At 70.4% G+C, this 20,301-nt stretch carries 22 protein-coding genes and 2 pseudogenes; 8 read left to right on the top strand and 16 right to left on the bottom strand.

Annotated elements, in window-relative coordinates:
• Nucleotides 1-149: 149 nt before the first annotated feature.
• Entirely contained in the window at nt 150-410 is a 261-nt protein-coding gene (locus ABD333_RS38260) for a WD40 repeat domain-containing protein (RefSeq protein ID WP_344547496.1), read from the bottom strand.
• Between the two features lie 586 nt (nt 411-996).
• Between ABD333_RS38260 and ABD333_RS38255 the strand changes: the two genes are divergently transcribed.
• From ABD333_RS38255 to ABD333_RS38240, 4 genes are all read left to right on the top strand, one after another.
• Entirely contained in the window at nt 997-1,635 is a 639-nt protein-coding gene (locus tag ABD333_RS38255) for a hypothetical protein (protein ID WP_344547495.1), read from the top strand.
• A 1,175-nt stretch (nt 1,636-2,810) separates the two neighbouring features.
• Entirely contained in the window at nt 2,811-2,954 is a 144-nt protein-coding gene (locus ABD333_RS38250) for a hypothetical protein (protein WP_344547494.1), read from the top strand.
• A gap of 350 nt (nt 2,955-3,304) precedes the next feature.
• Entirely contained in the window at nt 3,305-4,075 is a 771-nt protein-coding gene (locus ABD333_RS38245) for an alpha/beta fold hydrolase (protein ID WP_344547493.1), read from the top strand.
• A 27-nt stretch (nt 4,076-4,102) separates the two neighbouring features.
• Nucleotides 4,103-4,882, top strand: a complete 780-nt coding sequence (locus ABD333_RS38240) for a MerR family transcriptional regulator (protein ID WP_344547492.1) — start codon at nt 4,103-4,105, stop codon at nt 4,880-4,882.
• Between the two features lie 37 nt (nt 4,883-4,919).
• Here ABD333_RS38240 and ABD333_RS38235 read toward each other — a convergent pair whose 3' ends face one another.
• Both ABD333_RS38235 and ABD333_RS38230 read right to left on the bottom strand, forming a co-directional pair.
• Complete coding sequence (locus tag ABD333_RS38235; RefSeq protein ID WP_344547491.1) at nt 4,920-5,588, bottom strand: response regulator; 669 nt, start codon at nt 5,586-5,588, stop codon at nt 4,920-4,922.
• The gene (locus ABD333_RS38230; protein WP_344547490.1) at nt 5,585-6,712 is read right to left on the bottom strand and encodes a sensor histidine kinase; all 1,128 of its coding nucleotides are present in this window, start codon (nt 6,710-6,712) and stop codon (nt 5,585-5,587) included. Before ABD333_RS38230 ends, ABD333_RS38235 begins: the two co-directional genes overlap by 4 nt.
• A 193-nt stretch (nt 6,713-6,905) precedes the next feature.
• On the opposite strand from ABD333_RS38230, the gene ABD333_RS38225 reads away from it, so the two are divergent.
• Nucleotides 6,906-7,268, top strand: coding sequence for a DUF6223 family protein (locus ABD333_RS38225; protein WP_344547489.1), 363 nt, complete (start codon nt 6,906-6,908; stop codon nt 7,266-7,268).
• 73 nt (nt 7,269-7,341) lie between these two features.
• A pseudogene (locus tag ABD333_RS38220) lies at nt 7,342-8,573 on the top strand (APC family permease).
• A 34-nt stretch (nt 8,574-8,607) separates the two neighbouring features.
• On the opposite strand, the gene ABD333_RS38215 reads toward ABD333_RS38220, so the two are convergent.
• The 5 genes from ABD333_RS38215 to ABD333_RS38195 all read right to left on the bottom strand — a co-directional run bounded on the left by ABD333_RS38215 (nt 8,608) and on the right by ABD333_RS38195 (nt 10,968).
• A complete protein-coding gene (locus ABD333_RS38215) occupies nt 8,608-8,757 on the bottom strand; it encodes a hypothetical protein (protein WP_344547488.1) in 150 nt (49 codons plus the stop codon).
• A gap of 10 nt (nt 8,758-8,767) precedes the next feature.
• Complete coding sequence (locus ABD333_RS38210) at nt 8,768-9,244, bottom strand: hypothetical protein (protein WP_344547487.1); 477 nt, start codon at nt 9,242-9,244, stop codon at nt 8,768-8,770.
• 121 nt (nt 9,245-9,365) lie between these two features.
• Complete coding sequence (locus ABD333_RS38205) at nt 9,366-9,725, bottom strand: hypothetical protein (protein ID WP_344547486.1); 360 nt, start codon at nt 9,723-9,725, stop codon at nt 9,366-9,368.
• A 314-nt stretch (nt 9,726-10,039) separates the two neighbouring features.
• On the bottom strand, nt 10,040-10,447 hold the full coding sequence (locus ABD333_RS38200; RefSeq protein ID WP_344547485.1) for a hypothetical protein: 408 nt from the start codon (nt 10,445-10,447) through the stop codon (nt 10,040-10,042).
• The gene (locus tag ABD333_RS38195; protein ID WP_344547484.1) at nt 10,444-10,968 is read right to left on the bottom strand and encodes an ATP-binding protein; all 525 of its coding nucleotides are present in this window, start codon (nt 10,966-10,968) and stop codon (nt 10,444-10,446) included. Before ABD333_RS38195 ends, ABD333_RS38200 begins: the two co-directional genes overlap by 4 nt.
• 275 nt (nt 10,969-11,243) lie before the next feature.
• Between ABD333_RS38195 and ABD333_RS38190 the strand changes: the two genes are divergently transcribed.
• Nucleotides 11,244-12,794, top strand: a complete 1,551-nt coding sequence (locus tag ABD333_RS38190) for an NsdA family TPR-like regulatory protein (RefSeq protein WP_486303486.1) — start codon at nt 11,244-11,246, stop codon at nt 12,792-12,794.
• A gap of 29 nt (nt 12,795-12,823) precedes the next feature.
• Nucleotides 12,824-13,387 (top strand): GNAT family N-acetyltransferase, encoded by a 564-nt coding sequence (locus tag ABD333_RS38185; RefSeq protein WP_344547482.1) that lies wholly within the window; start codon nt 12,824-12,826, stop codon nt 13,385-13,387.
• A gap of 163 nt (nt 13,388-13,550) precedes the next feature.
• On the opposite strand, the gene ABD333_RS38180 is transcribed toward ABD333_RS38185, so the two are convergent.
• From ABD333_RS38180 to ABD333_RS38145, 8 genes and pseudogenes are all read right to left on the bottom strand, one after another.
• Entirely contained in the window at nt 13,551-14,003 is a 453-nt protein-coding gene (locus ABD333_RS38180; protein WP_344547481.1) for a copper chaperone PCu(A)C, read from the bottom strand.
• A complete protein-coding gene (locus ABD333_RS38175) occupies nt 14,000-16,180 on the bottom strand; it encodes a heavy metal translocating P-type ATPase (RefSeq protein WP_344547480.1) in 2,181 nt (726 codons plus the stop codon). The genes ABD333_RS38180 and ABD333_RS38175 overlap by 4 nt, the downstream gene beginning before the upstream one ends.
• Nucleotides 16,177-16,371: a hypothetical protein gene (locus ABD333_RS38170; RefSeq protein WP_344547479.1), complete on the bottom strand. Its 195-nt coding sequence runs from the start codon at nt 16,369-16,371 to the stop codon at nt 16,177-16,179. The genes ABD333_RS38175 and ABD333_RS38170 overlap by 4 nt, the downstream gene beginning before the upstream one ends.
• Nucleotides 16,368-17,546: a Dyp-type peroxidase gene (locus ABD333_RS38165; RefSeq protein ID WP_344547478.1), complete on the bottom strand. Its 1,179-nt coding sequence runs from the start codon at nt 17,544-17,546 to the stop codon at nt 16,368-16,370. The genes ABD333_RS38170 and ABD333_RS38165 overlap by 4 nt, the downstream gene beginning before the upstream one ends.
• Complete coding sequence (locus tag ABD333_RS38160; RefSeq protein ID WP_344547477.1) at nt 17,543-18,205, bottom strand: SCO family protein; 663 nt, start codon at nt 18,203-18,205, stop codon at nt 17,543-17,545. Before ABD333_RS38160 ends, ABD333_RS38165 begins: the two co-directional genes overlap by 4 nt.
• Nucleotides 18,206-18,326: 121 nt before the next feature.
• Nucleotides 18,327-18,932, bottom strand: coding sequence for a hypothetical protein (locus ABD333_RS38155; RefSeq protein ID WP_344547476.1), 606 nt, complete (start codon nt 18,930-18,932; stop codon nt 18,327-18,329).
• 228 nt (nt 18,933-19,160) lie between these two features.
• Nucleotides 19,161-19,748, bottom strand: a pseudogene (gene sigM / locus ABD333_RS38150) (RNA polymerase sigma factor SigM); the annotation flags it as partial.
• The gene (locus tag ABD333_RS38145; protein ID WP_344547475.1) at nt 19,745-20,296 is read right to left on the bottom strand and encodes an RNA polymerase sigma factor; all 552 of its coding nucleotides are present in this window, start codon (nt 20,294-20,296) and stop codon (nt 19,745-19,747) included. The gene ABD333_RS38145 and the pseudogene sigM, both read right to left, overlap by 4 nt.
• Nucleotides 20,297-20,301 lie beyond the last annotated feature (5 nt).

Below are 20,301 nucleotides of genomic sequence, written 5' to 3'. Positions count from 1 at the left end.
CCGGCTGCTCCTCGGCCGGCCGAGAATGCGCCGCGATGAGCAGCTTCAAGGCTTCTCCTTCGCCACGCGACACAAGTCCACCGCCAGGTTGTCTTGGCGGTGTCATAGGACTGTCTCGATGTCGTGACACGAACGCCGGGCCGGCTCGTTCAGCCGAGGTCCCAGAATCGGAGACTTCCGCCGACGTCGGCCGCCGCCAGGATCGTGCGGCCGTTCAGCTCCGCGGCCGCCAGGATCGTGCGGCCGTTCAGCTCCGCGGCCGCCAGGATCGTGCGGCCGTTCAGCTCCGCGGCCGCCAGGATCGTGCGGCCGTTCAGCTCCGCGGCCGCCAGCTCACGTACGTCGTCGGTGTGACCGGTGAGGGTCGTGCCGCGCTTCGTACTTCCCCGCCGACCAGCAGGCCGCCGCACTGTTGCACGCGCTGCATCCCGGCATCACCGACCTGGCCTGCCACCCGCCATGGCACGTCCGCACCGTCCCGTACACCGCAACCATTCAGCAGTGGCGCAGTTCCTCGACGTCGGCGTCGGCTACCGCTCGTCTATCCCACCGGCCAGAACGCCAGGATCCTGCCCCACGGCCGTGACCCTCTACGTCGACCACCACCCGATGGTCATCACCTGCAGCAGCGGGGCTAGGCGCAGGGGCGGTACGCCGATCAAGTCAAGGCTGCAGCGGTGCCGCCTACGCTCTCGCCCACTGCAGCTCGGGAATCCGGCAATCCTCCCCATGGAATCGCGGGAAGCACGGATCGGGGCTCGTCCATGCGGGTTTCCTCACACACGGGTCACTTCGCACTTGCACGTTGCGTGGGGCATGCTGAGCCAACGAAGCGGGGACTCACAGGGGCCCTGGTCATCGACGCGTCGAACTCAGGGGCGAGCCTGCCAAGGTGAACGCGTCTTCGTACGTAGTTACCTGAAGGGCGGAGCGGCAGTGGGCTACGTTGCAAGTTTCCAGCGAAGCTATCCTCTACTGCTTATTACATTCAGCCTTATGCCCGTCTTCTGGCTTTTGCTTCTGGTGGTTGATCCACGCCCTCATGGTGGCCAGTTCGTCATTCCGTTGCTTCTTTTGCTCACTCTTACCCCGACTCTCCTTGCAATGGCAATAGTCTATGTGGGGCGAATGCGTAAGAGTGGGGGCGTGGCGCTGAGGGTGGACGACTCTGGCTTCTATCTCGGCGCACCAAGCGGCAGCGAACCCACGCTGTTCAGCTGGGACCAGATAAGCGCCGTGGTGCTGTTTACCCGGCGGACTTTCATCCTGCGAGGAATAGTAAGATGCGTGGGACTGCGGCTTCACCCGTGTTCCTCGGATGCGCCCGAACGATATCTTGAGGAGTTGCGCGGCGCACTCAATCGTGGAGATATCGATAGTTCCGAACGCATGCAGATTCGAAAGCTATCCGACCAGCTCTCGCAGGGGCAATTGGAGATGGCTGTCAGTTGCCATGTGGAAGCGAAGGGCTGGCGATTTAAGCCCAAGGAGCTCCGACACGCGTTGGCGACCTACGCACCTGGCGTTCCAGTGGCCGTCTACTCGGAGCAGGCCTATTGGGATCTCGTGGGCTGGAGGGTCGGCCGCGAGAAGCTGGCCGAGATACTAGAGTCCGCTGAGCTGAGGCACTGGTAGCCACGGGTGCGGCCAAGGCCGCACCCGTATGCCAATTTACCAGTAATTGTAAGCCTTAATTTCCCACGGAGCTTTTACCGCGGGAAAGTTGTGGAGAGTCACGCGATATTTTACTCCTTTTCGGGCTCTCTTCCAGTGCACGGTCTTCCACTGGCCATCACAAAGCGCGTAGGGAGTCTTGGCCCTGAGGTAGCCATCCGTACCCGTAATTCCCAGCCAGGCCTTGCCTGCGCCTCTCCAGCGCCAGCATCGGAAGTTGATTCCCAGTACCTTGCTCTTCGACTTGAATGGCTTTGAGGCCCAGGCGCCGGGGAACCTAGAATTTGGCCAGACAAACGCGGGCCCCCAGAGGCGGTGCCACTTTCCCTGGGCGGCTACCTCGTTAGTACCCACGGCGAGAACTTCAGGGCTCGCTGTGGGCTTGGAGGAGCTGGCCGAGGCTGGTGCGGCAAGGATCGAGGCTCCGATAACCGAGGCTGCAAGCACTGTGACGGAACGCATCGGCACCTTCATGGCAACGCTCCTTAAGGGTGAATGGGGAACTAGATGATCAACCTAGATAATTTATGTCAAGTTTGTCAATATTGAGTGTTGACCTGATCTGGCCACTCGCAATGTTTGGTTTGAGCACTCCTTGAGTACGGCGCAGGTCTTTCGCCTGTCGCCATTTGTGTCGCTTGGCAGGCGTTCGTTGACGTGGTCGTTCCTTGGACGCCTGATCGGTCACGGCTGGCCGCGCCCATTCAACAGGAGGGGCGTCTCCGGGACGTCTCCAGCGGATTGAGGGGTTCTCGCCTAACTGCACGGCTCCGACACTCGCCCGTGCCGAGCCGTGTCCGAGGCCACCCCATAGCAGCGGCGCTCCACCGAATGCCGCGCTCCATCGAACCTGGCTGACGCTGGGGGGACTGACACGCCATCTGGAGTGCGGTCCAGGCTGGATCGGTGCCGCCCGTACAGGAAGAGCTCGGCCTGCCTGATCGTCGGCCCTGCGCCACCCTTACGCGGGGGCCGTCATCACCTGGACGGACGGCCGCACGCGGCTCATCGAGGCGGGCGCGCCCAACGACCCGGGCCTCTCCTACGCAGGCGCCGAGTGGACGTGGGACCGCGAAGGCAAGAACCCGATCATCGTCACCGGAGGGCAGCTCTCAGCGGTCAACGCGGACACGGCCGTGCCCGCTCCGGACCTGCGGCTCCCGACCGCCCAGAAGCCGGGGCTCTTCGCTCCCGGCGGAGGCCACATCCTCGCGAGCCGCTGCGGTGACCTGATCATCAATCCCGACACCTGCCTGTGGAATCTGGCCGGCCGGCCCTGATGCGCCGCCTCGACCGCGTGGAGCTCGTCGCCTGGTACGACGCACAGCATCTGATCGTCGTACGTAGGACACGACCAGGCTCTGAGGCCGTCATCACCGACCTCCACGGCCGCAACCCCCGCATCCTGGTCAAAGGCCCCAGCGCCACACCGACCTTGCCGACCGCCTCCACTTCACCCCGGTACCCGGCTGACCCCCAGGGCAGCACACGGCAGTCCACCGGAGACCGCGCTGCCCGTCCGCCCCGCTTGAATCACTGGGCGGCGGACAAACACTCACCCCGGGTGAGACCTGAGCCGTCGCGACGCCGGTTGACTCTGACGCAGGGTCAACCTCTCAGGATGGTCGGCATGACCATGACGACCACGATTCACCATGACGGCGTCACGATTCCGGTGTCTCGCGGCGGACGGGGGCGGCCGCTGGTGCTGTGCCCTGGGCTGAACGCGACGCAGGCCGGCATGTACGAGCTGGCCGAATCGCTGCGGCGTGACCACGACGTGGTGACGTTCGACCTGCGAGGCCATGGCCGCGCCTCGGCCGCCGGGCGCTACTCCTTCGAGGCGTTCCTCAGCGATCTGGCCGCCGTGATGGCGGAGCTGGACGTGGCGCCCGTGCTCGTGGGCTATTCGCTGGGCGCGGACCTGGCCGTGCACTATGCCTCCGAGCATCCCGGCGCCGTGTCCGAACTGGTCCTCATCGACGGGGCCAACCCGGTGCCCGAACCGTTCCTCACCGAGGCCGTCCTGCCGCAGTTCCGCGCCATGTGGGAGGACATGGCGGCGCGGCAGGAGGCCGAGCGGGGCACCGCGCGCCAGGTGTTGCTCACCGGCGAGGAGATCCTGGAGCTGAACGTCGAGATCGACGCGGTGCGGTCCAGGATTCTGGAGCGGTACCGGAAGATCGACTGGCCCATCAGCATGATCATGTCGACCTCGATGGCCGGCGACGGCGACGGCGGGCTCGCGCGGCGGGTCAATCGGAACTGGCGGGCCGGCGTCGAACGGCTCGTCCGCGAGCAACCGCAGATCGCCACGTCCTGGCTCGACGCCGACCACCGGCTGGTCTTCACCCATGCCCGGGAGATCGCTCGGATCATCCGGAACGGCGCGGCCGGCTAGCCGGGCTCCTTGGACGAGACTGGTCCGATGCTGACCATCGGTGAGCTGGCGGCGTACGCCGGGGTGACGGTGCGCGCGGTGCGGCACTATCACGCCAAGGGACTGCTGCCCGAGCCAGAACGGGATCACTCCGGCTACCGCAGGTACGACGCCGCGGCCGCGATCGAGCTGATCAAGATTCGGACCCTCGCGGAGGCCGGAGTCCCGCTGGCGCGGGTACGGGAGCTGCTGCGGGCCGACGAGGAGGAGTTCGCCGCGGCGATCGCCGACATCGACGCGCGGCTGCGGGCCGAGATCCGGCAGCGGCAGCGCCACCGGGAGCGGATCGCCCGGCTCGCCGCCGGTGACCACCTGGCGCTGCCGCCCGAGGTGGTCGGGTATCTCGACCGGCTGCGGGCGCTCGGGATCGACGAGCGGATCGTCCGGGCCGAACGCGACGGCTGGATCCTGCTGGCCGCGCACTCACCCGAACGGGTCGCGGAGTGGACGGCACGCAAGTGTGAGCAGATCGCCGACCCTCGGCTCGTCGACTTCTATCGCGTCCTGGGACAGGCCCTCGACGAGGACGCGCGGTTGGACGAGCTGGCCGATGAGCTGGCCGCCTACTTCACCCGGCTGGCCGGCGAACGGGGCGACGACTACGTCGACGACATCGATCTCGAACCGGCGCTGGTCAGGCTCATGGACACGCTGGCGTTCGACACCGTGCCGCCGGCCCGCCGGCTGATCGAGCTGCTGAAGCGGCGAGGCTGGAGCGGCTGGACCAAGCTCGAACGCGTGGCCTCCCCCGGCGATCGGGCTCCTTGAGCCGCCGCACGCGCATGAACGCCTCCGGGCCGGGTGGTCAGTGCTCGTGGGAGCCGGGGGTCACGAGGCCGGACTCGTAGGCGTGGATGACGAGCTGGGCGCGGTCGCGGGCGTGGAGTTTGGTCATGGCGCGGTTGACGTGGGTCTTGGCGGTCATCGGGCTGATCACCATGTGATCGGCGATCTGGTCGTTGGACAGGCCCTGCGCGACGAGGACGACGGCCTCGCGTTCGCGGTTGGTGAGCTCGTCGAGTCCTCTGGCGGTGCCGGTGCTGAGGGGCCGGTCGACGTACCGGTTGATGAGCTTGCGGGTGATCGAGGGTGCGAGCAGGGCGTCGCCGCGTGCGGCGACGCGTACGGCGTGCAGGAAGTCGTCCGGCACGATGTCCTTGACCAGGAATCCGGCGGCGCCGGCGCGGAGCGCGTCGAAGACGTACTCGTCCAGGCCGTAGTTGGTGAGGATGACGACGCGTATCCGGCTCAGCGCAGGGTCGGCGGCGATGCGGCGGGTCACCTCGATGCCGTCCAGGACCGGCATCTGAACGTCGACGAGGGCGACGTCGGGCAGGTGCGCGCGGGCGAGGGCCAGGCCCTCCTCGCCGTCGGCGCCCTCGGCCACCACCTCGATGTCGTCCTCAAGGTCGAGGAGGGCGCGGAACCCGGAGCGGATGAGCGGCTGGTCGTCGACCAGCAGGACGCGGATCATGATGTTCCGTTCACGGGGAGTTCGGCCTGGACGGTGAAGCCTCCCTGGCCGCGCGGTTCGGTCCGCAGCTTGCCGCCGAGGGCGGTGACGCGCTCGTGCATGCCCAGCAGCCCGACGCCGGGCACCGGGGCGGTGTCCGGCGTCGTTCTGCCGTCGTCGTCGACGCGTACGGCGAGGGTGTCGGCGCGGTAGTCGATCTGGATCGACGCCGTGGAGGCCTGGGCGTGGCGGGCGATGTTGGTCAGGGACTCCTGGACGATCCGGTAGACGGTCCGGTCCACCGCGGCCGGTACGTCCAGTCGCCGCCCTTCGATCGTCAGCGTGGTGTCCAGGCCGAGTGTGCGGGCCCGTTCCACCAGGTCGGGGAGGTGGTCGAGACCGCGCGGCGGAGCCGTGTCGTCGTCGCGCAGGGCCTGGAGGGTCGCGCGCAGTTCCAGGCTCGCCTCGCGCGCGGCCTCCTGGATCGCCAGCAGGGCGTCCGACACCTTCTCACCGCGCCTGCGGGCGACGTGCACGGCCACCTCGGCCTGCACCTTGACGACCGAGATCTGGTGGGTGAGCGAATCGTGCAGTTCCCGCGCGATGCGGAGCCGTTCCTCGTCGGCGCGGCGCAGCGCGGCCTCCTCCCGGGTGCGTTCGGCCTCCTCCGCCCGCCGTTCGGCCTGCCGCAGCGCCTCGCCCGCGGCGCCGGCTGCGATCAGCCAGGCCAGTTCGAGGGCGCCTCGGGCCTGCGAGAACGCCTCCTGCGTGTCATGCGTACCCGAGGCCAGGGCCGCGAGCGGGAGCGCCGCCAGCATGACGACGGTGGCCGTCACCGTGATGAGGCGGTGCCCCGCGCGTACGGCCGCGTACACCGCGAAGAGGTAGGCGACGGCGGGCACGTCGAAACCGGCGGCCTGGTAACCCAGCGCGCACAGCCCACTGACGACCAGGACGGCGACGGGGGCGCGGCGGCGCGGAACCAGTGCCAGCGCGCTGGCCGCCAGCAGCGCGAACCCGAGCACGTGCAAGCTCGTGCCGGAACGCTGCTCGGACAACCCGGTGACGAGCAACGCCACGGCCAGCCCGACGGCGACTCCCCAGTCTGCGGCACGGGCACGGAAATCGGACTTACCCGCACTCATGACCGCACCCTAACCTGCGTCCTGCCTGGGGTGACTCCTCCCTGTGAACGACCGGCCGACTACCGCGTACGTCGTATCTCCGGCTTGGCTGCAGCGAACGTGGCAGCGCGAAGTGTCCACGTCCGCCGGATGCCCGAACGGGGTCCGGCGAACATGCTCAAGGGGTACTCGTTCACAGAGAAGGAGCATCCCAATGCCGGTTCACTTCGCTGCCGCGGCCGTGTCGACCCACCCGGTCGCCGCCAGTTTCACCACGATGACCGCTAACCGCACGACAGCCTCCATCGCCGCGCTCATCGGGCTCGCCGGCCTGGTCATCGGCGGGCTGGCACTGGCCCGCTCGTCCAACGCGCAGAAAAGGACCGTCATCGCCCTGTCGGCGGGCGTGATCAGCATCGTTCTCGGCGGGCTGGTCGTGGCCACCGCCGACGGCGGGCTCGGCACCGGCAACGGGCTGGGCGGAGGCATCGTGGCCATGGCGGTGGGCGTGCTCGACTTGGTCGTCGGCGGCCTGGCGCTGACCCGCTCGCGTCGTTCCGCCGTCAAGACCTCGTGAGGCTTGACCCGGTGACCCCATCCTCGGGACGATACATCAAATCAGTTTGATGGAATCTCCACGAGGATGGGCGATGCCACCGTCTGAACTCGCACGCCGGCTGGGGACCGGGGACGCGGTGGTAATCGGCCTGGGCTCCATGATCGGTGCGGGGATCTTCGCCGCGCTGGCGCCCGCGGCCCGTGCGGCCGGGTCGGGACTGCTGCTCGGCCTGGCGCTGGCCGCGCTGGTCGCCTACTGCAACGCCACGTCCTCGGCGCGGCTGGCGGCCCGCTACCCCGAGTCTGGCGGCACCTACGTGTACGGCCGTGAACGGCTGGGCGCGTTCTGGGGCTACCTGGCCGGATGGGCCTTCGTGGTCGGCAAGACCGCCTCGTGCGCCGCGATGGCCCTGACCGTCGGGCTGTACGCCTGGCCGTCGCAGGCGCACGCGGTCGCGGTCGCCGCCGTCGTGGCGCTGACGGCCGTCAACTACGCCGGAGTGCACAAGTCCGCCGTGGTCACCCGCGTGATCGTCGCCGTCGTGCTCGCGGTCCTGGCGTCCTTCGTCGTGATCGCCCTCACCTCCGGCCCGGCCGACGCCGGACGGCTGGACATCGGCTCCGACACCTCGCTCGGCGGCATCCTGCAAGCGGCCGGCCTGCTGTTCTTCGCCTTCGCCGGCTACGCGCGCATCGCCACCCTCGGCGAGGAGGTCCGCGACCCGGCCCGGACCATCCCGCGCGCGATCCCGCTGGCCCTGGCGATCACCCTGCTGGTATATGCCGCGGTTGCGGTATCGGCCCTGATCGTCCTGGGCAGCGACGCCTTGGCCAAAACCAGTGCACCACTGGCCGAGGTGATGCGCGCGGCCGGCACACCCCAGCTCACACCCCTCACGCAAGCCGGCGCCGCCATCGCCGCACTCGGCTCACTGCTGGCCCTCATCCTCGGCGTCTCCCGTACCACCCTGGCGATGGCCCGCGACCGTCACCTGCCGCACGTCCTGGCCGCCGTGCACCCCCGCTCCCAGGTACCGCACCGCGCCGAACTCGCGGTCGGCACTATCGTGGCGGCGCTGGCGGCGACATCGGGTTCTCCTCCTTCGGCGTCCTGGCCTACTACGCCATAGCCAACGCCTCGGCCTGGACGCTGACCCCCGGCGAAGGCCGCCCGTTCCGCCTCATCCCCGCCGTAGGCCTGGTCGGCTGCCTGACCCTGGCCTTCGCCCTCCCGACCTCAGCCGTCCTGACCGGAGCCGCAGTACTAGCCGCAGGCGCCACCTGGTACGCCGCCCGCAGGTACGGCGACCGAACGCGGCGATGACCTCATGCCCAGCCGGCAGTGGTCCTCCGGACGCTCACCCGTGAGTCGTGTGGTTTCCGCCGCGCCAGTACACCCATTTGGTGGTGACCTTGGACCGGAGCCTCACCAGCCAGTACGGGCGGCGGACACGATCCAGGTACAGCGAGGCTTTGCTGCCTGACCATGGGGAGTATCCGGACTTCATGTCGTCTCCCTCATCGGCTGCAACGGATCCGTGATCCGAGCCTGTTCTTGTTCTCGCCCTTGTCAGGGTAACGAAACCGCTTCCCTGCCCTGCTGGTTCCCGACACGAAGTAGCGGACCTGCCAACGGCCGTCGCGGCACTCGGTCGTACTGATCGGAATCTTGCGCGCCTTGCCCGGCGTCGGGACGGTGTCGTCGGTGATGGTGTGCACCTGCACCCACCCTTGCGACTCGTCCTGATACCAGAGCGCGACCTTCACCGAATGGCGCTGCTGCCGTTCGCGGCAGAACGTGTGGATGACGGCCTCGACCGCGGAGGTGCCGCCAAGGTCGATGACACGGGGGGTCTGGTCGATCCCAGCGTTGCAGGCCAGGTCGCCGCCGCCGACTCCGCTTCCGCTGCTCGCGCCGCACTCCTCGGCCGCGCCAAGCAGGAGTACGGCGGCTGACCCAAGCACAGCGACCCTGATCGTGTTCGAGGTCTCCATGGTCCCTCCTCACGGTGGGGGGTGACGGCCGCAAGGGCTGTTGGGGACAGATCCTCCGCGACGGTCACGCCGCTTGGCCCGTGGCCCCGGCCGACAGGATTAAGCCGGGGCCGGAGGGGTCTTATGCGGTGTCGGCGAGAGCCTCGCGCCGGGCCTGCATGGCGATCGCCCACAGCATGAACACCAACTGCCCAAGCTGCTCCTCGCCCATCCTCATCAGGACCGCGCCGGCTTCCTCATGACTGCCGCGTACCCACGCCTTCACGTACGCGCGGGCATGACGCAGCATCACGCGATGGATGCCGCGCGCCTTAATCTGGGTCTGCGCCGGGATCTTGAAAGGCATCAGCCGCGCGTACCCGTGCCGCTCCGAAGGCGCGAGCCGTGCCACATCCGCCACACCGGCGATGACCACGCCCGCCGTGACGGCGTCACGCTGGATCGCGTCCGCGAACACCCCGGCCATCACCGGCCCGGCCACCGCCCACCCCGGCGCGACCTCACCCGCTCCAGATACCGCAGCGGACCCTCGACCGCCCCGGACACACCCGCCATGATCAACGCCTCGCACTCCGTGCGGACCTGATCCCGGTCAACGTTCAGACGATCAACCATATGGGTCCCTTCCTCTCGGTTCGGGGGGCTGAGAAAGCTGTGTGCAGACCAGGTCGGCGGCGACCACCAGGCTGTCGCCGAACCGGGGCGTGGCCGGGAACGGGCGGTGCCGCGACGCCTTGACCGCGACGGCCAGGGACTCCAAGCACGTTGTTGTCGTCGGCCTGGCCGCCGCGGGGTTCAGGGGAGTTCCGACTGCTCGTCGCGGAGACCATCCGGCCGGCTTCCGGTACCGGATAGCCGCTGCCAGCGGTCGTACCGGGCCCAGAGGTTCAGCTGGGCAATGATCGCCTCATCCAGCCGTGTGACGGCCTGGTTGGTCGCCTGGGCCTGCCCCGCCAGGGTGGCGCGGCGGATCGGGTCGCGGGCCCGGCGGGCCGCATCGGTGTAGGCGGTCGCCTCGCGTACCAGGCCGGCGCGGAAGGCGCTGAGTGCCTGGGTGACCGCCTGCAGGACCTGAGGTTCGGTGATGCTGTCGGGCAGGATCAGTACCAGATCCTGTGCAGGCGGCGGCGTGCCGTGGCACGCGGACGCGGACGCGTCAGCGCTGGCGCGATCGCGGCGAGCCGTGCGCCGATCAAAGCTCATCGCGCCAGCTCCCACCAGGCAATGACAGCCTTGCCGCCGGCCGGGCTGGGGTAGGAGGCCCAGCGGCCGGCCAGCGACGCGATCAGCGCCATCCCCCGGCCGCCCAGGGCGAAGTCACCGGCCTCGACCGCGACGGGCGGGGAGGGGCTGGGGTCCCAGACCTCGCAGAACAGATGGCGTGTGGTCAGCCGCAGCTGCAGCAAGATCAGCGGCGGATGCGCGTCATGCAAGGCGACGTAGCCATCGGGCGGGGTGTCCAGGCCGACCTCGCGGACGGCGTTGGTCACCAGCTCACTGGTGACGATCTCGACGTCGTCGGCGAGCGGGTCCAGTCCCCACGTGCGCAACTGGGCGACGGCGAACCGGCGGGCGCCGCCCACCGCGCTCGGCACCGCGGCCAGCGGCAACACCGTCCGCTCCCGGTCGGGATCGTCCGGGTCATGGGTAAAACACTGCGATGGTCGTGGTGTCGGGGGTGGTGACGGCATCAGTGCCTGCCGTTCGACGGGGAGCACAGTCATGTGCGGCTCCGGCGGAATCACGAGGGGTCTCAAACCCCGGTACGGGCGTGCTGGTGGTGGAGACCGAGTGAACGCGATTTGACACCGCCGGTCACCAGGGATTGAGACATGCTTTCTATGCACCCGCCGCTCCTCTGACCTGGGAATTTGTCGCCATGGGAGCGGCGCCTATGTCACCCGGGCACTCCGTGTCCGTTTTGCCCTGTTGCCGTATCTGCCAGGCGGCGGCGACGCTGGCCCCAACAGCCCGGATGGACGCGAGGAGAGAGTTCGTGATGGGCGGATGGAGCAAGCGGGACGTCACCCGGCTGCGGACGGCGATGACCAGCCAAGGCCGCGGCATGGAGGAGATCTCCGAGGAGATCCGGCACCTGACCGGGTGCTCGCGGCTGGCCGCCGTCCGGATGGCCCTGGGCTGGTCTCAGCCCGAGGTCGTCGAACGGTATGCCGCCCAGGCGACCGGGTCGATGATGGACCAGCCGCTGCTGTCGCGATTGGAGGCGTTCCCGGCGGCAGGTGCCCGGGCGCCGCAGGCCACCCAGATCATCGCCCTCGCAACAATCTATGGCACCACTCCGCTGCGGCTGCTGGATCCCAACGCTCTGGACCGGCTGGACGAGCACGAACGCGCCGTGCTGATCCGCTGCAACACCGCGTTCACCGGACCACTGAGCACCGCCGGCGACAGCGCCCTGCAGGCGTCAGTGAGTGCGGGCGCACTCCCGGTCCTCGGACCGGTATCCATCACTTCGACGACGATGCCCGGGCAAGCCTCCCGGCCGCCGCTGACGACGGTCGCCGGTCATCTGGAAAGGCAGGTTGAAATGGCAGCACGCAGAGCACTGCGATTCGGCGTCACAGCAGAGGGCTCCAATGTTGGACCCGAGACCCTCGACCAGCTCCGAGCCGAGGTCGCCCGGCTGGCCATCGCCTATCCCCAGCAGCCGCTCCCGACCCTGCTCGCCGACCTGGTCGATCTGCAGGATGTGACGTTCCGCCTGTTGGAAGGCCGACAGCGGCCCGCTGAGACCACCGACCTGTACCTGCTGGCCGGAGCGTTGTGCGGGATGCTCGCCAAGGCCTCCCACGACCTCGGCGACCCGCACTCGGCCATGACCCAGGCACGGACCGCCCATGTCTGCGCCGACAACGCCGGACATCCCGGGCTGCAGGCATGGACCCGCGGGCTGCAGTCGATGATCGCCTACTGGGCCGGATGGCCCCACGAAGCCGTCCGCTATGCCCAGCTGGGCGACGAACCCGCGACGGCCGCCACCGGGACCTCCTCGGTGTGGCTGCCCGCCCAGGAAGCCCGCGCCTGGGCCGTGCTCGGCGACCATGCCAAAGCCGAGGCCGCCATCAGCCAGGCCAACGCCGCCCGTGACGGCGTGCGCGGCGACGAACTCGACGAACTGGGCGGGATCATGACCTTTCCCCGGCCCCGCCAGTTGTATTACGCCGCCGACGCCCGCGTCTGGCTGCCCGGAGCCGAGGACCAAGCAGCCCAGGCCGCCGAAGAGGCCATCACCGCCTATGAGGCCGCCGACGAGCTGGAGCGTTCCTTCAGCGATGAGGCCGGCGCCCGCGCCGACCAAGCACTCGCCCGCGTCAACAGTGGTGACCTCGACGGCGCCGCCCACGCGCTGCGGCCCGTTCTGGACCTGCCACCCGACCACCGCATCGGCGGCATCGTCACCAGCGTGATGCGCGTCCACCAAGCCCTGCGCGCCACCGGCTACCGAACCGTGCCTCTCGCCCGCGATACCCAGCAAGAGATCGAAAGCTACTCGCAGCTGCGTGCCGCCGCGCTGCCCCCAGGCCGCTGACCATCACCGGTCGACTAGGGTCGATCAGCATGTATCCGGTCACGGTCCACGGCGATCGCCTCACGCTGCGCGAGTTCACCGACGCCGACATCGACGCGGTGCTGGAGATCTATGGCGACCCGGTCGTCACCGAGCACCTCAGCTTCGAACCCCGCACCCGTGACCAGGTCGGCACCACCATCAACGCCGTGACCGCCGCCGCCCGAGCCGAGCCGCGGACCGAGTACTCCCTCGCCGCGGCTCTCACCGACACCGGGCAGGTCATCGGGTTCGCCCGCCTCGCCGTCGACACCCAGCACCCCGGCCAGTCCAGCGGCCAGCTCGGCTTTGCCCTCCGCAAAGACACCTGGAGCCAGGGCCTGGGCGCCGAAACCGTCCGCCTGCTGATGCGGCTCGGCTTCGACGAGCTCGGCCTGCACCGCCTGTGGGGCGCCCGGGCTCCGGCCAACACCGTCTCCGAGCACCTCATGTGCAAGCTCGGCATGATCGAGGAAGGCCGGATCCGGCACCATCTGCGCATCTGCGGGCAGTGGCGGGACTCCGTCGTACATTCGATCCTCGAAGACGAATGGCGAGCAACCGCCTCGGCCTGACGCTCGGAGTCCCCCGGATCAACGCCTGCGATGGTCAGGCGGTTTGATCATGCCGCCGTCGATGAGGTGGTCGGTGCCGGTGATGTTGTTGGGTGAGGCCGGGAGGGCGATGAGGCGGCTCTTGTGGTGCGCTCAGGCGCAACCTTTGGGTTGCGCCTGAGCGTCAGTTTCCGCCGGGTGGGGTGACGACCGCGCTGACGCGGACCTCGCCTGCATGGCGGAAGACCAGCGTGAACGGTACGGAGCGGCCGGCGCGGAGGGGTTCGAGTGGTCGGATCATGATGTTGACGGTGGACGGGGTCATGCGGACGGTGGTGTGCGACGGGACGGCGAGACGGCCCTGCATCGCCATCCGGCCGGCTCCGTCGCGGTAGACGTGCCGGGAGATCATGGCCGACGCGGAGAGCGGCGTGCGGACGTCCAGCAGTTCGTCGGGCTGGTCGCCGTGGTTGCGCACGGTGAAGTAGGCGCCGGTCTGCGCGGCGGTGGGTGCCATGACCCGCGCGTCGGTGATCTGGAGGCGCGCGGGACGACCGGCCTGGCCGGTGGCCGTCCAGGCCGTGAGGAGCACCAGTGCGGCACCGCCTGCCGCCAGCGTGGCGCTGATTGTGTTCATCGTCGTCGCTCGCGGAGCAGGCGCAGGCTGTTGCCCGCGACGAGCAGGGAGCTCAGCGACATGGCGACGGCGGCCAGCATGGGGTTGAGCCGCCCGAGCGCCGCCGCCGGGACGGTGACGGCGTTGTAGGCGAACGCCCACGCGAGGTTCGTCGTGATCGTCGTCCGGGCGCGCCGGGCGAGGTGGATCGCGTCGGCCAGGGCCGTGACGCCGGGGCGTACCAGCGTGACGTCGGCGGCCGCGATCGCGGCGTCGGTGCCGCCCGCGACGGCGACGCCGAGGTCGGCGCGGGCGAGCGCGATCGTGTCGTTGACGCCGTCGCCGACGACCGCGACCGAACGGCCTTGTGACTGCAGGTCGGCCACCAGCGCCGCCTTGTCTTCGGGACCGATTCCGGCGTGGACGTCGGTGATCCCGACACGTTCGGCGACGGCGTGCGCGGCCGCGAGGCGGTCGCCGGTGGCCATCACCGGGCGAAGCCCGCCGCGTCGCAGCCGCCCGATCGCCTCGGCCGCGTCGTCGTGGACGGTGTCGCCGACCGTCAGCACCGCGACCGGGTGGCCGTCGACGCGTACGACGACGGCGGTGTGCCCCTGCTCGTCGGCCTGGACGACTGCGGCGCGCAGCGGCGCGGGCAGCGGCGCGGTGTCGTCGCAGCGGACGACCGCGACCTCACGCCCTTCGACCTGCCCGCGCACGCCGTACCCAGGGACGGCCCGGAACGCCGTGACCTCGGGCAATGGTGCGCGGGCCGCCCGTACGACGGCGCGGCCGATCGGGTGCTCGGAGGCGTGCTCGACGGCAGCGGCCAGCCGCAGGACCTCGTCGGCATCCTCGTCGGCGGCGACCGCCAGGAGCGTCATGCGACCGCGGGTGAGCGTGCCGGTCTTGTCGAGGACGACGGTGTCGACGCGGCCGAGCCGTTCCAATGCTCGGGGGCCGCCGATCACCACTCCGGCGCGCGCCCCGGCGCCGGTGGCCGCCAGGAACGCCAGTGGCACCGCCAGCCCGAGCGCACACGGGCACGCCACGACCAGGACGGCGATGGCCGTGGTGACCGCCGCCGCAGGCGCGGCCCCGGCACCGAGCCAGAAACCGAGGCAGACCGCGGCGACCACCAGCACCGCCGGCACGAACACCCCGGCGATCTGATCGGCGCGGCGCTGCGCCCGCGCCTTGGCGAGCTGCGCGTCGTTCAGCAGCGCGGCGATCCTGGCGAGCCGGGTGTCGGCACCGACCGCGGTGGCGCGGACGACCAGCACGCCGCCGACGTTGCCGGTGCCGCCGGTCACGCGGTCGCCCGGGCCGCACTCCACCGGTACGGCCTCGCCGGTGACCAGCCGGGCGTCGAGCGCCGACGCGCCCTCGACCACGACGCCGTCGGCGGCGACGGTCTCGCCGGGACGGACCACGAACCGCTGTCCCGGCACGAGCCGCCGTGCAGGTATCCGCGTCCCGTCCTCAAGGGTCACCTCCTTAGCGGCCAGGTCGTCCAGTGAGGCCAGCGCCGATCCCGTACGGCGGCGGGCACGCGCCTCCAGGAAACGGCCGATCGACACGAACAGCGCCACTCCGGCAGCCGATTCCAGGTAAAGGTGCGCGGTGGCCTCGTCCGGTGTGGCGGTCCAGGCGAACGGCATGCTCATCCCCGGTTCTCCCGCCCCGCCCACGAACAACGCGTAGACCGACCATGCGAACGCGGTGAGCACGCCAAGGCTGACCAGGGTGTCCATGGTCGCGTTGCCGTGCCGCAGGCCGCGTACCGCCTGGGTGTGGAACGGCCACGCTCCCCAGATCGCCACCGGCGCGGCCAATGCGAAGCACAGCCATTGCCAGTTGCGGAACTGCAGCGCGGGCACCATCGACAACACCAGAACCGGCGTGGCCAGCACGGTCATGACAATCACGCGGTCAAGACCGCCGCGCGCCGGTTCGCCCGCCCCTTGAGCTGCGGGCGGCTCGGGGACGTCCGGGCGTCCGCGGTAACCGGCCTGTTTGATCGCTTCCAGCAGGTCGTCGAGGCCGATCGAAGCGGGATGGGCGACCTGGGCGCGGCCGGTGACGAGGTTCACCGTGGCGGTGACGTCCTCAAGGCGGCCGAGCCGTCGTTCCACCCGCGTCACGCACGCCGAGCAGGTCATGCCCTCGATGGCCAGGTGGGTCGTCTGCGTGCTCACGGCCGTCCCCCGTTCATCGGCATGCCGCCCATGCCCGGACGTTCGCCGGTGCCGGGGCCGGAGGTGGCGGGCAGGGTGCCGGGCTCGGTGCGGTGCATGCCCGGCGAAACCGGCCCGGCGAGCCTGCCGGCGGCGAACGAGACGGCGAAGAACGCGGTGAGCAGCACCGCGAAGCCGGCTGCGGCTCTCATCGGCCCTCCATGAGGTCCTGGCCCAGGTAGTGGCCCGGTCGGCAGCCGTGCGGGACGGCGAACAACGCGCTCGACTCGTGCCGGACGAACCGGCTCAGGTCGTCCGCCCTGGCGAGCCGTTGCTGGATGCGCGTGAACCCGTGCCGAGGGTCGGCCTGGAACGCGATGAACAGCAGCCCGGCGTCGGGCGTGCCGTCGGGGCGGTACCCGTCGAAGTACGACAGGCCCTTGCGCAGGATGGTCGCGCCGGAGTTGGACAGTGGCGACGACTGGCGGACGTGCGCGCCGCCCGCGATGGCGAGGCCTCCGTCCGGGTTCTGCTTGCGCAGGTCGGGCGCCGTGAACTCGGTGCCGCCCGACAGCGGCGCCCCGGTGTCGCGGCGCCGGCCGATGATCTGCTCCTGCCGGTGGCGCGGCAGCCGCTCCCACTCGTCCAGCAGCATGCGGATCCGCCGGAAGACCAGGTAACTGCCGCCGCGCATCCAGGCCGGACCGGCCGCGAAGATCTTCTGGTCGAAGCCCGGATCGTCCGGCCGCGGATTGCCGCTGCCGTCGAGCTGGCCCATGAGGTTGCGCGGCGTGGCGCGCATGCCGCCGCCCGGCGTGGTGCCCGTTCCGTCCGCGGTGCTGAATCCGGTCATCTGCCAGCGCGGCCGAACGGTCCCGCGCCCGGCCGTGACCAGGACGCGCAGCGCCTGCGCGGCCACGAACGCGTCGTCGCCGGCGACGAGCACGCCGAGGTCCCCGTCGCTGCGGCGCGGGTCGATCGCGTCGCGCGGGAACGCAGGCAACGGCTCCAGTTCCGCGGGCACCGGCGCTCCGATCCGCCGCAGCAGCGAGGCCCCGAACCCCACCGTGACGGTCAACAAGGCCGGACCGGTCGTCAACCGCCGCGCGGCGTCCGTCCACACCTTCAGCAGCGAGGTCACCGCGGCCTTGTCCGCCCGCCGTTCCAGGTCGAACGCGGTGAAGCGGCCGTGCGCCGCAGGCGGGGCGAGGATGCCCGCCTGGTGGTCCCCGTCGAACGGGACGCGCCGGCCGGTGTCGCCTCCGGGCTCCGAACGGGCGACCTCGGCCACCCCCGCCCCGGCGACCCCGGCCATCAGCCCGCCGCCGACCAGGGAAGCGGCCCCGAGCAACCGGCGCCGCCCCAGGTGGTCCGTTCCGCCGGTCACGAGGCGCCTCCCCGCAGCAGCCTGGGCAGGTCGGCCGCGAGTTCCCGCGACGACACCCCGGACGGGTAGATCACGCTGGCCCGGCGGTCGGTGCCGAACACCACGAGCTGCCCGCCGTGGGTGACCTCGTAGTCGCCTTCGCGCACCTCGGGACGTTCCAGCCCGATGCCGAGCGTCCTGGCCGCCGCCTGGATCTTCGTGAAGTCGCCGGTCATCCCGATGAAGGACCGGTCGAACGCGGCGAGCCAGCTCTTGATCGCCTTGGGGGTGTCGCGCCATGGATCGCTGGAGACGAAGACCACGGCGATTCGGCTTCGTTCGCCGGGAGGCATCTTGCGCAGCGCCGCGGCGACGTCGGCCATCGTGGTCGGGCAGACGTCCGGGCAGTTGGTGTAGCCGAAGAAGACGAGCGCCACCTTGCCCTTGGTGGCCTCGGCCAGGTTGACGGGACGCCCGGAGACGCCGGTCAGCGTCAGGTCCGGCTGGGGAAGGGGACGGGGCAGTTCGATACGGCGGACGCCGTCCGGCGCGGCCGTCTCGGCCGGCGCCGCCTGCGGCTCGGTGCCGTTCCCGCAGCTCGTCAGCAGCGCGGGCACGAACAGCCCGAGCGCCACCGCCCGGCGGAGACGCCGGCTGATGTGGGCATGCCGAAGGTACATGGTGCTCCTCGATCGAAATCGCAAGGTCGGTGTCCTGCGACCACGACCCCGCGCCCGGCGGAGCAGGCGGAACGGGCGGCGCGGCGCGCGAACGCCGCGGACCGCCGTGAACGGGCCGTGATCAGGTGACCGGCTGAGGAGGACCGCGCCGTACGAGGCTGTGGCACAGCACGGCAAGGCACAGCGGGCGCTCGCCGTCGTCCGGCCCGTGCCCGTGGCGCGTCGGCCGCACCTCACCGAGGAGCCCGCCGCCGAACAGGACGGCGAACGTCCACAGCAGCGGCCTCAGCAGCAGCCCGGCGGCGGCGTCCAGCATCCGCCACAAGGCACGTTCCCCCGCGTACAGCCAGAGCGCGACCAGCGCACCCGCCAGCAGGTGGGCGCCGAGCATCCCCGGGGACGCGCCGTCGTGGTCCATCCGCGTGCCCGTTCCCGCGCCGCCATGATGCGCGACCCCGCCAGACGCCACGCCGACATGCGCGGACCAGGTGAACCACGCATGCAGCACGCCCTGCATCACCTCGACGGCGAGCAGCAGCCACCAGGCCGAACGCCGCCGATCGGCCAGGCAGTGCCCGACAGCGGTCAGCCCGGCCAGCGCCGTCCACCCGGCCCACGCGGGCGCTGGCCGCGCCGCCATCAGATCGTGTCCCGCCAGCGACAGCACGACGCACACCGAGGCGAACAGCCCGGCACGCATCAGGCGGAACCAACCAGGGGGACGCATGACCTCACCATGAACTACGACGTGTAGTAGAAGAACGCTACACCGGCCCCCCGAGCAGCGACGCAGCGCCCGCGGCGTCGCGCCCTGTCACCCGCGCTCGCGGGGTGGCCGACTCTGCGGGCCGGGGAGTTCGTCGGTGACGGCGGCGGCGGCGATCGAGAGAACGCGCCGGCGTTCCTCGGGGTCGATGTGCAGGCGCCGCAGTGCCGCGAGCAGCCGCTGGACGTCGGGCGCGGGCGGTGCCTGTGATCCCGGGCGTTCGCCGTGGTGGCGCAGCAGGGGGCCGAGCCGGGCGCGCCCCCGCACGCAGCGGCTCTTGACCGTCCCGGCCGGCACCTCCAGCGCCCTGGCCGCGTCATCGACGGGGTAGCCCATCATGTCGACCAGGACCAAGGCCGCACGCTCCTCGAACGGCAGAGACGCCAGCGCCGCCAGCACGTCGAGTGCCACCCCATGAGCGTCGGTGGGGTCCGGCTCCACCACGTCGAACGTGGCGTCGCCCATCGGCGTCGCAGGCCGTGCGGACCTGCGCCGCAGCCGGTCAAGGCAGGCCTTCACCACGATCTGGTGCAGCCACGTCGTGACCGCCACGTCCCCCCTGAACCGTTCCGCCGCCCGGAACGCCGACAGACAGGCGTCCTGCAGCGCGTCCGCCGCCTCCTCCGGATCTCCGAGAGTGCGCATCGCCACCGCCCACATCCGGTCGCGGTGCCGATGGATCAGCTCGGCGAAGGCCTGCCGGTCGCCCTGGACGTGGCGGGCGAGCAGTTCGCTGTCGCGGACCTCACCCGCATGGCGGGAGGCGATGCCGCTCATCGTTCGCCCTCCGTCCGATCGCCGAAGTCGCCGCCGAGCTCACCCTTCAGGCGTTCCCGGGCCTCGCGCAGGTAGCCCTTCACCGTGCCCTGACCAATACCCATGATGCCCGCCACCTGCGCCACCGTGTGATCCGCGAGGTAGTACAACCGCGCCGCCCGCCGCATCTGCGGCGGCAGTCGGGTGATCGCCTCGTCGATCACCAGCCGTAGTTCGAGTTCGGGTCCCGCCGTACCCGCGCCGAGGCCGTGACCGGCGGCGGCGTGCGGGTCGGGATGCGGTACCGCCAGGCTCCGCTCCAGGCCCAGCAGCCGGCGCAGCCTGTTCTCGGCGACCCGGTAGAGATAGCCGCGCGGGCACTCGTAGGTCCGCACCACATGCCAGCGCAGCCTGGTCGCCAGAAAACTGTCATGGACCACATCGGCCGCCATCTCCGGCGAAGCGCCCTTACGCACCAGGTGAGCGGCGAGCCGCGTCGCCTCGGCGACGTACAGGTCGCAGATCTCCTGGTCATGCCTCTCGCGGTGGTCAGGGGGCTCCCGTCTCATGGCGA

Source organism: Actinomadura fulvescens, assembly GCF_039533225.1.
GTDB classification, from domain to species: Bacteria; Actinomycetota; Actinomycetes; order Streptosporangiales; family Streptosporangiaceae; genus Spirillospora; species Spirillospora fulvescens.
Note: the sequence above shows the minus strand (reverse complement) of the source record. Positions and strands in the feature narration are given on the sequence as shown.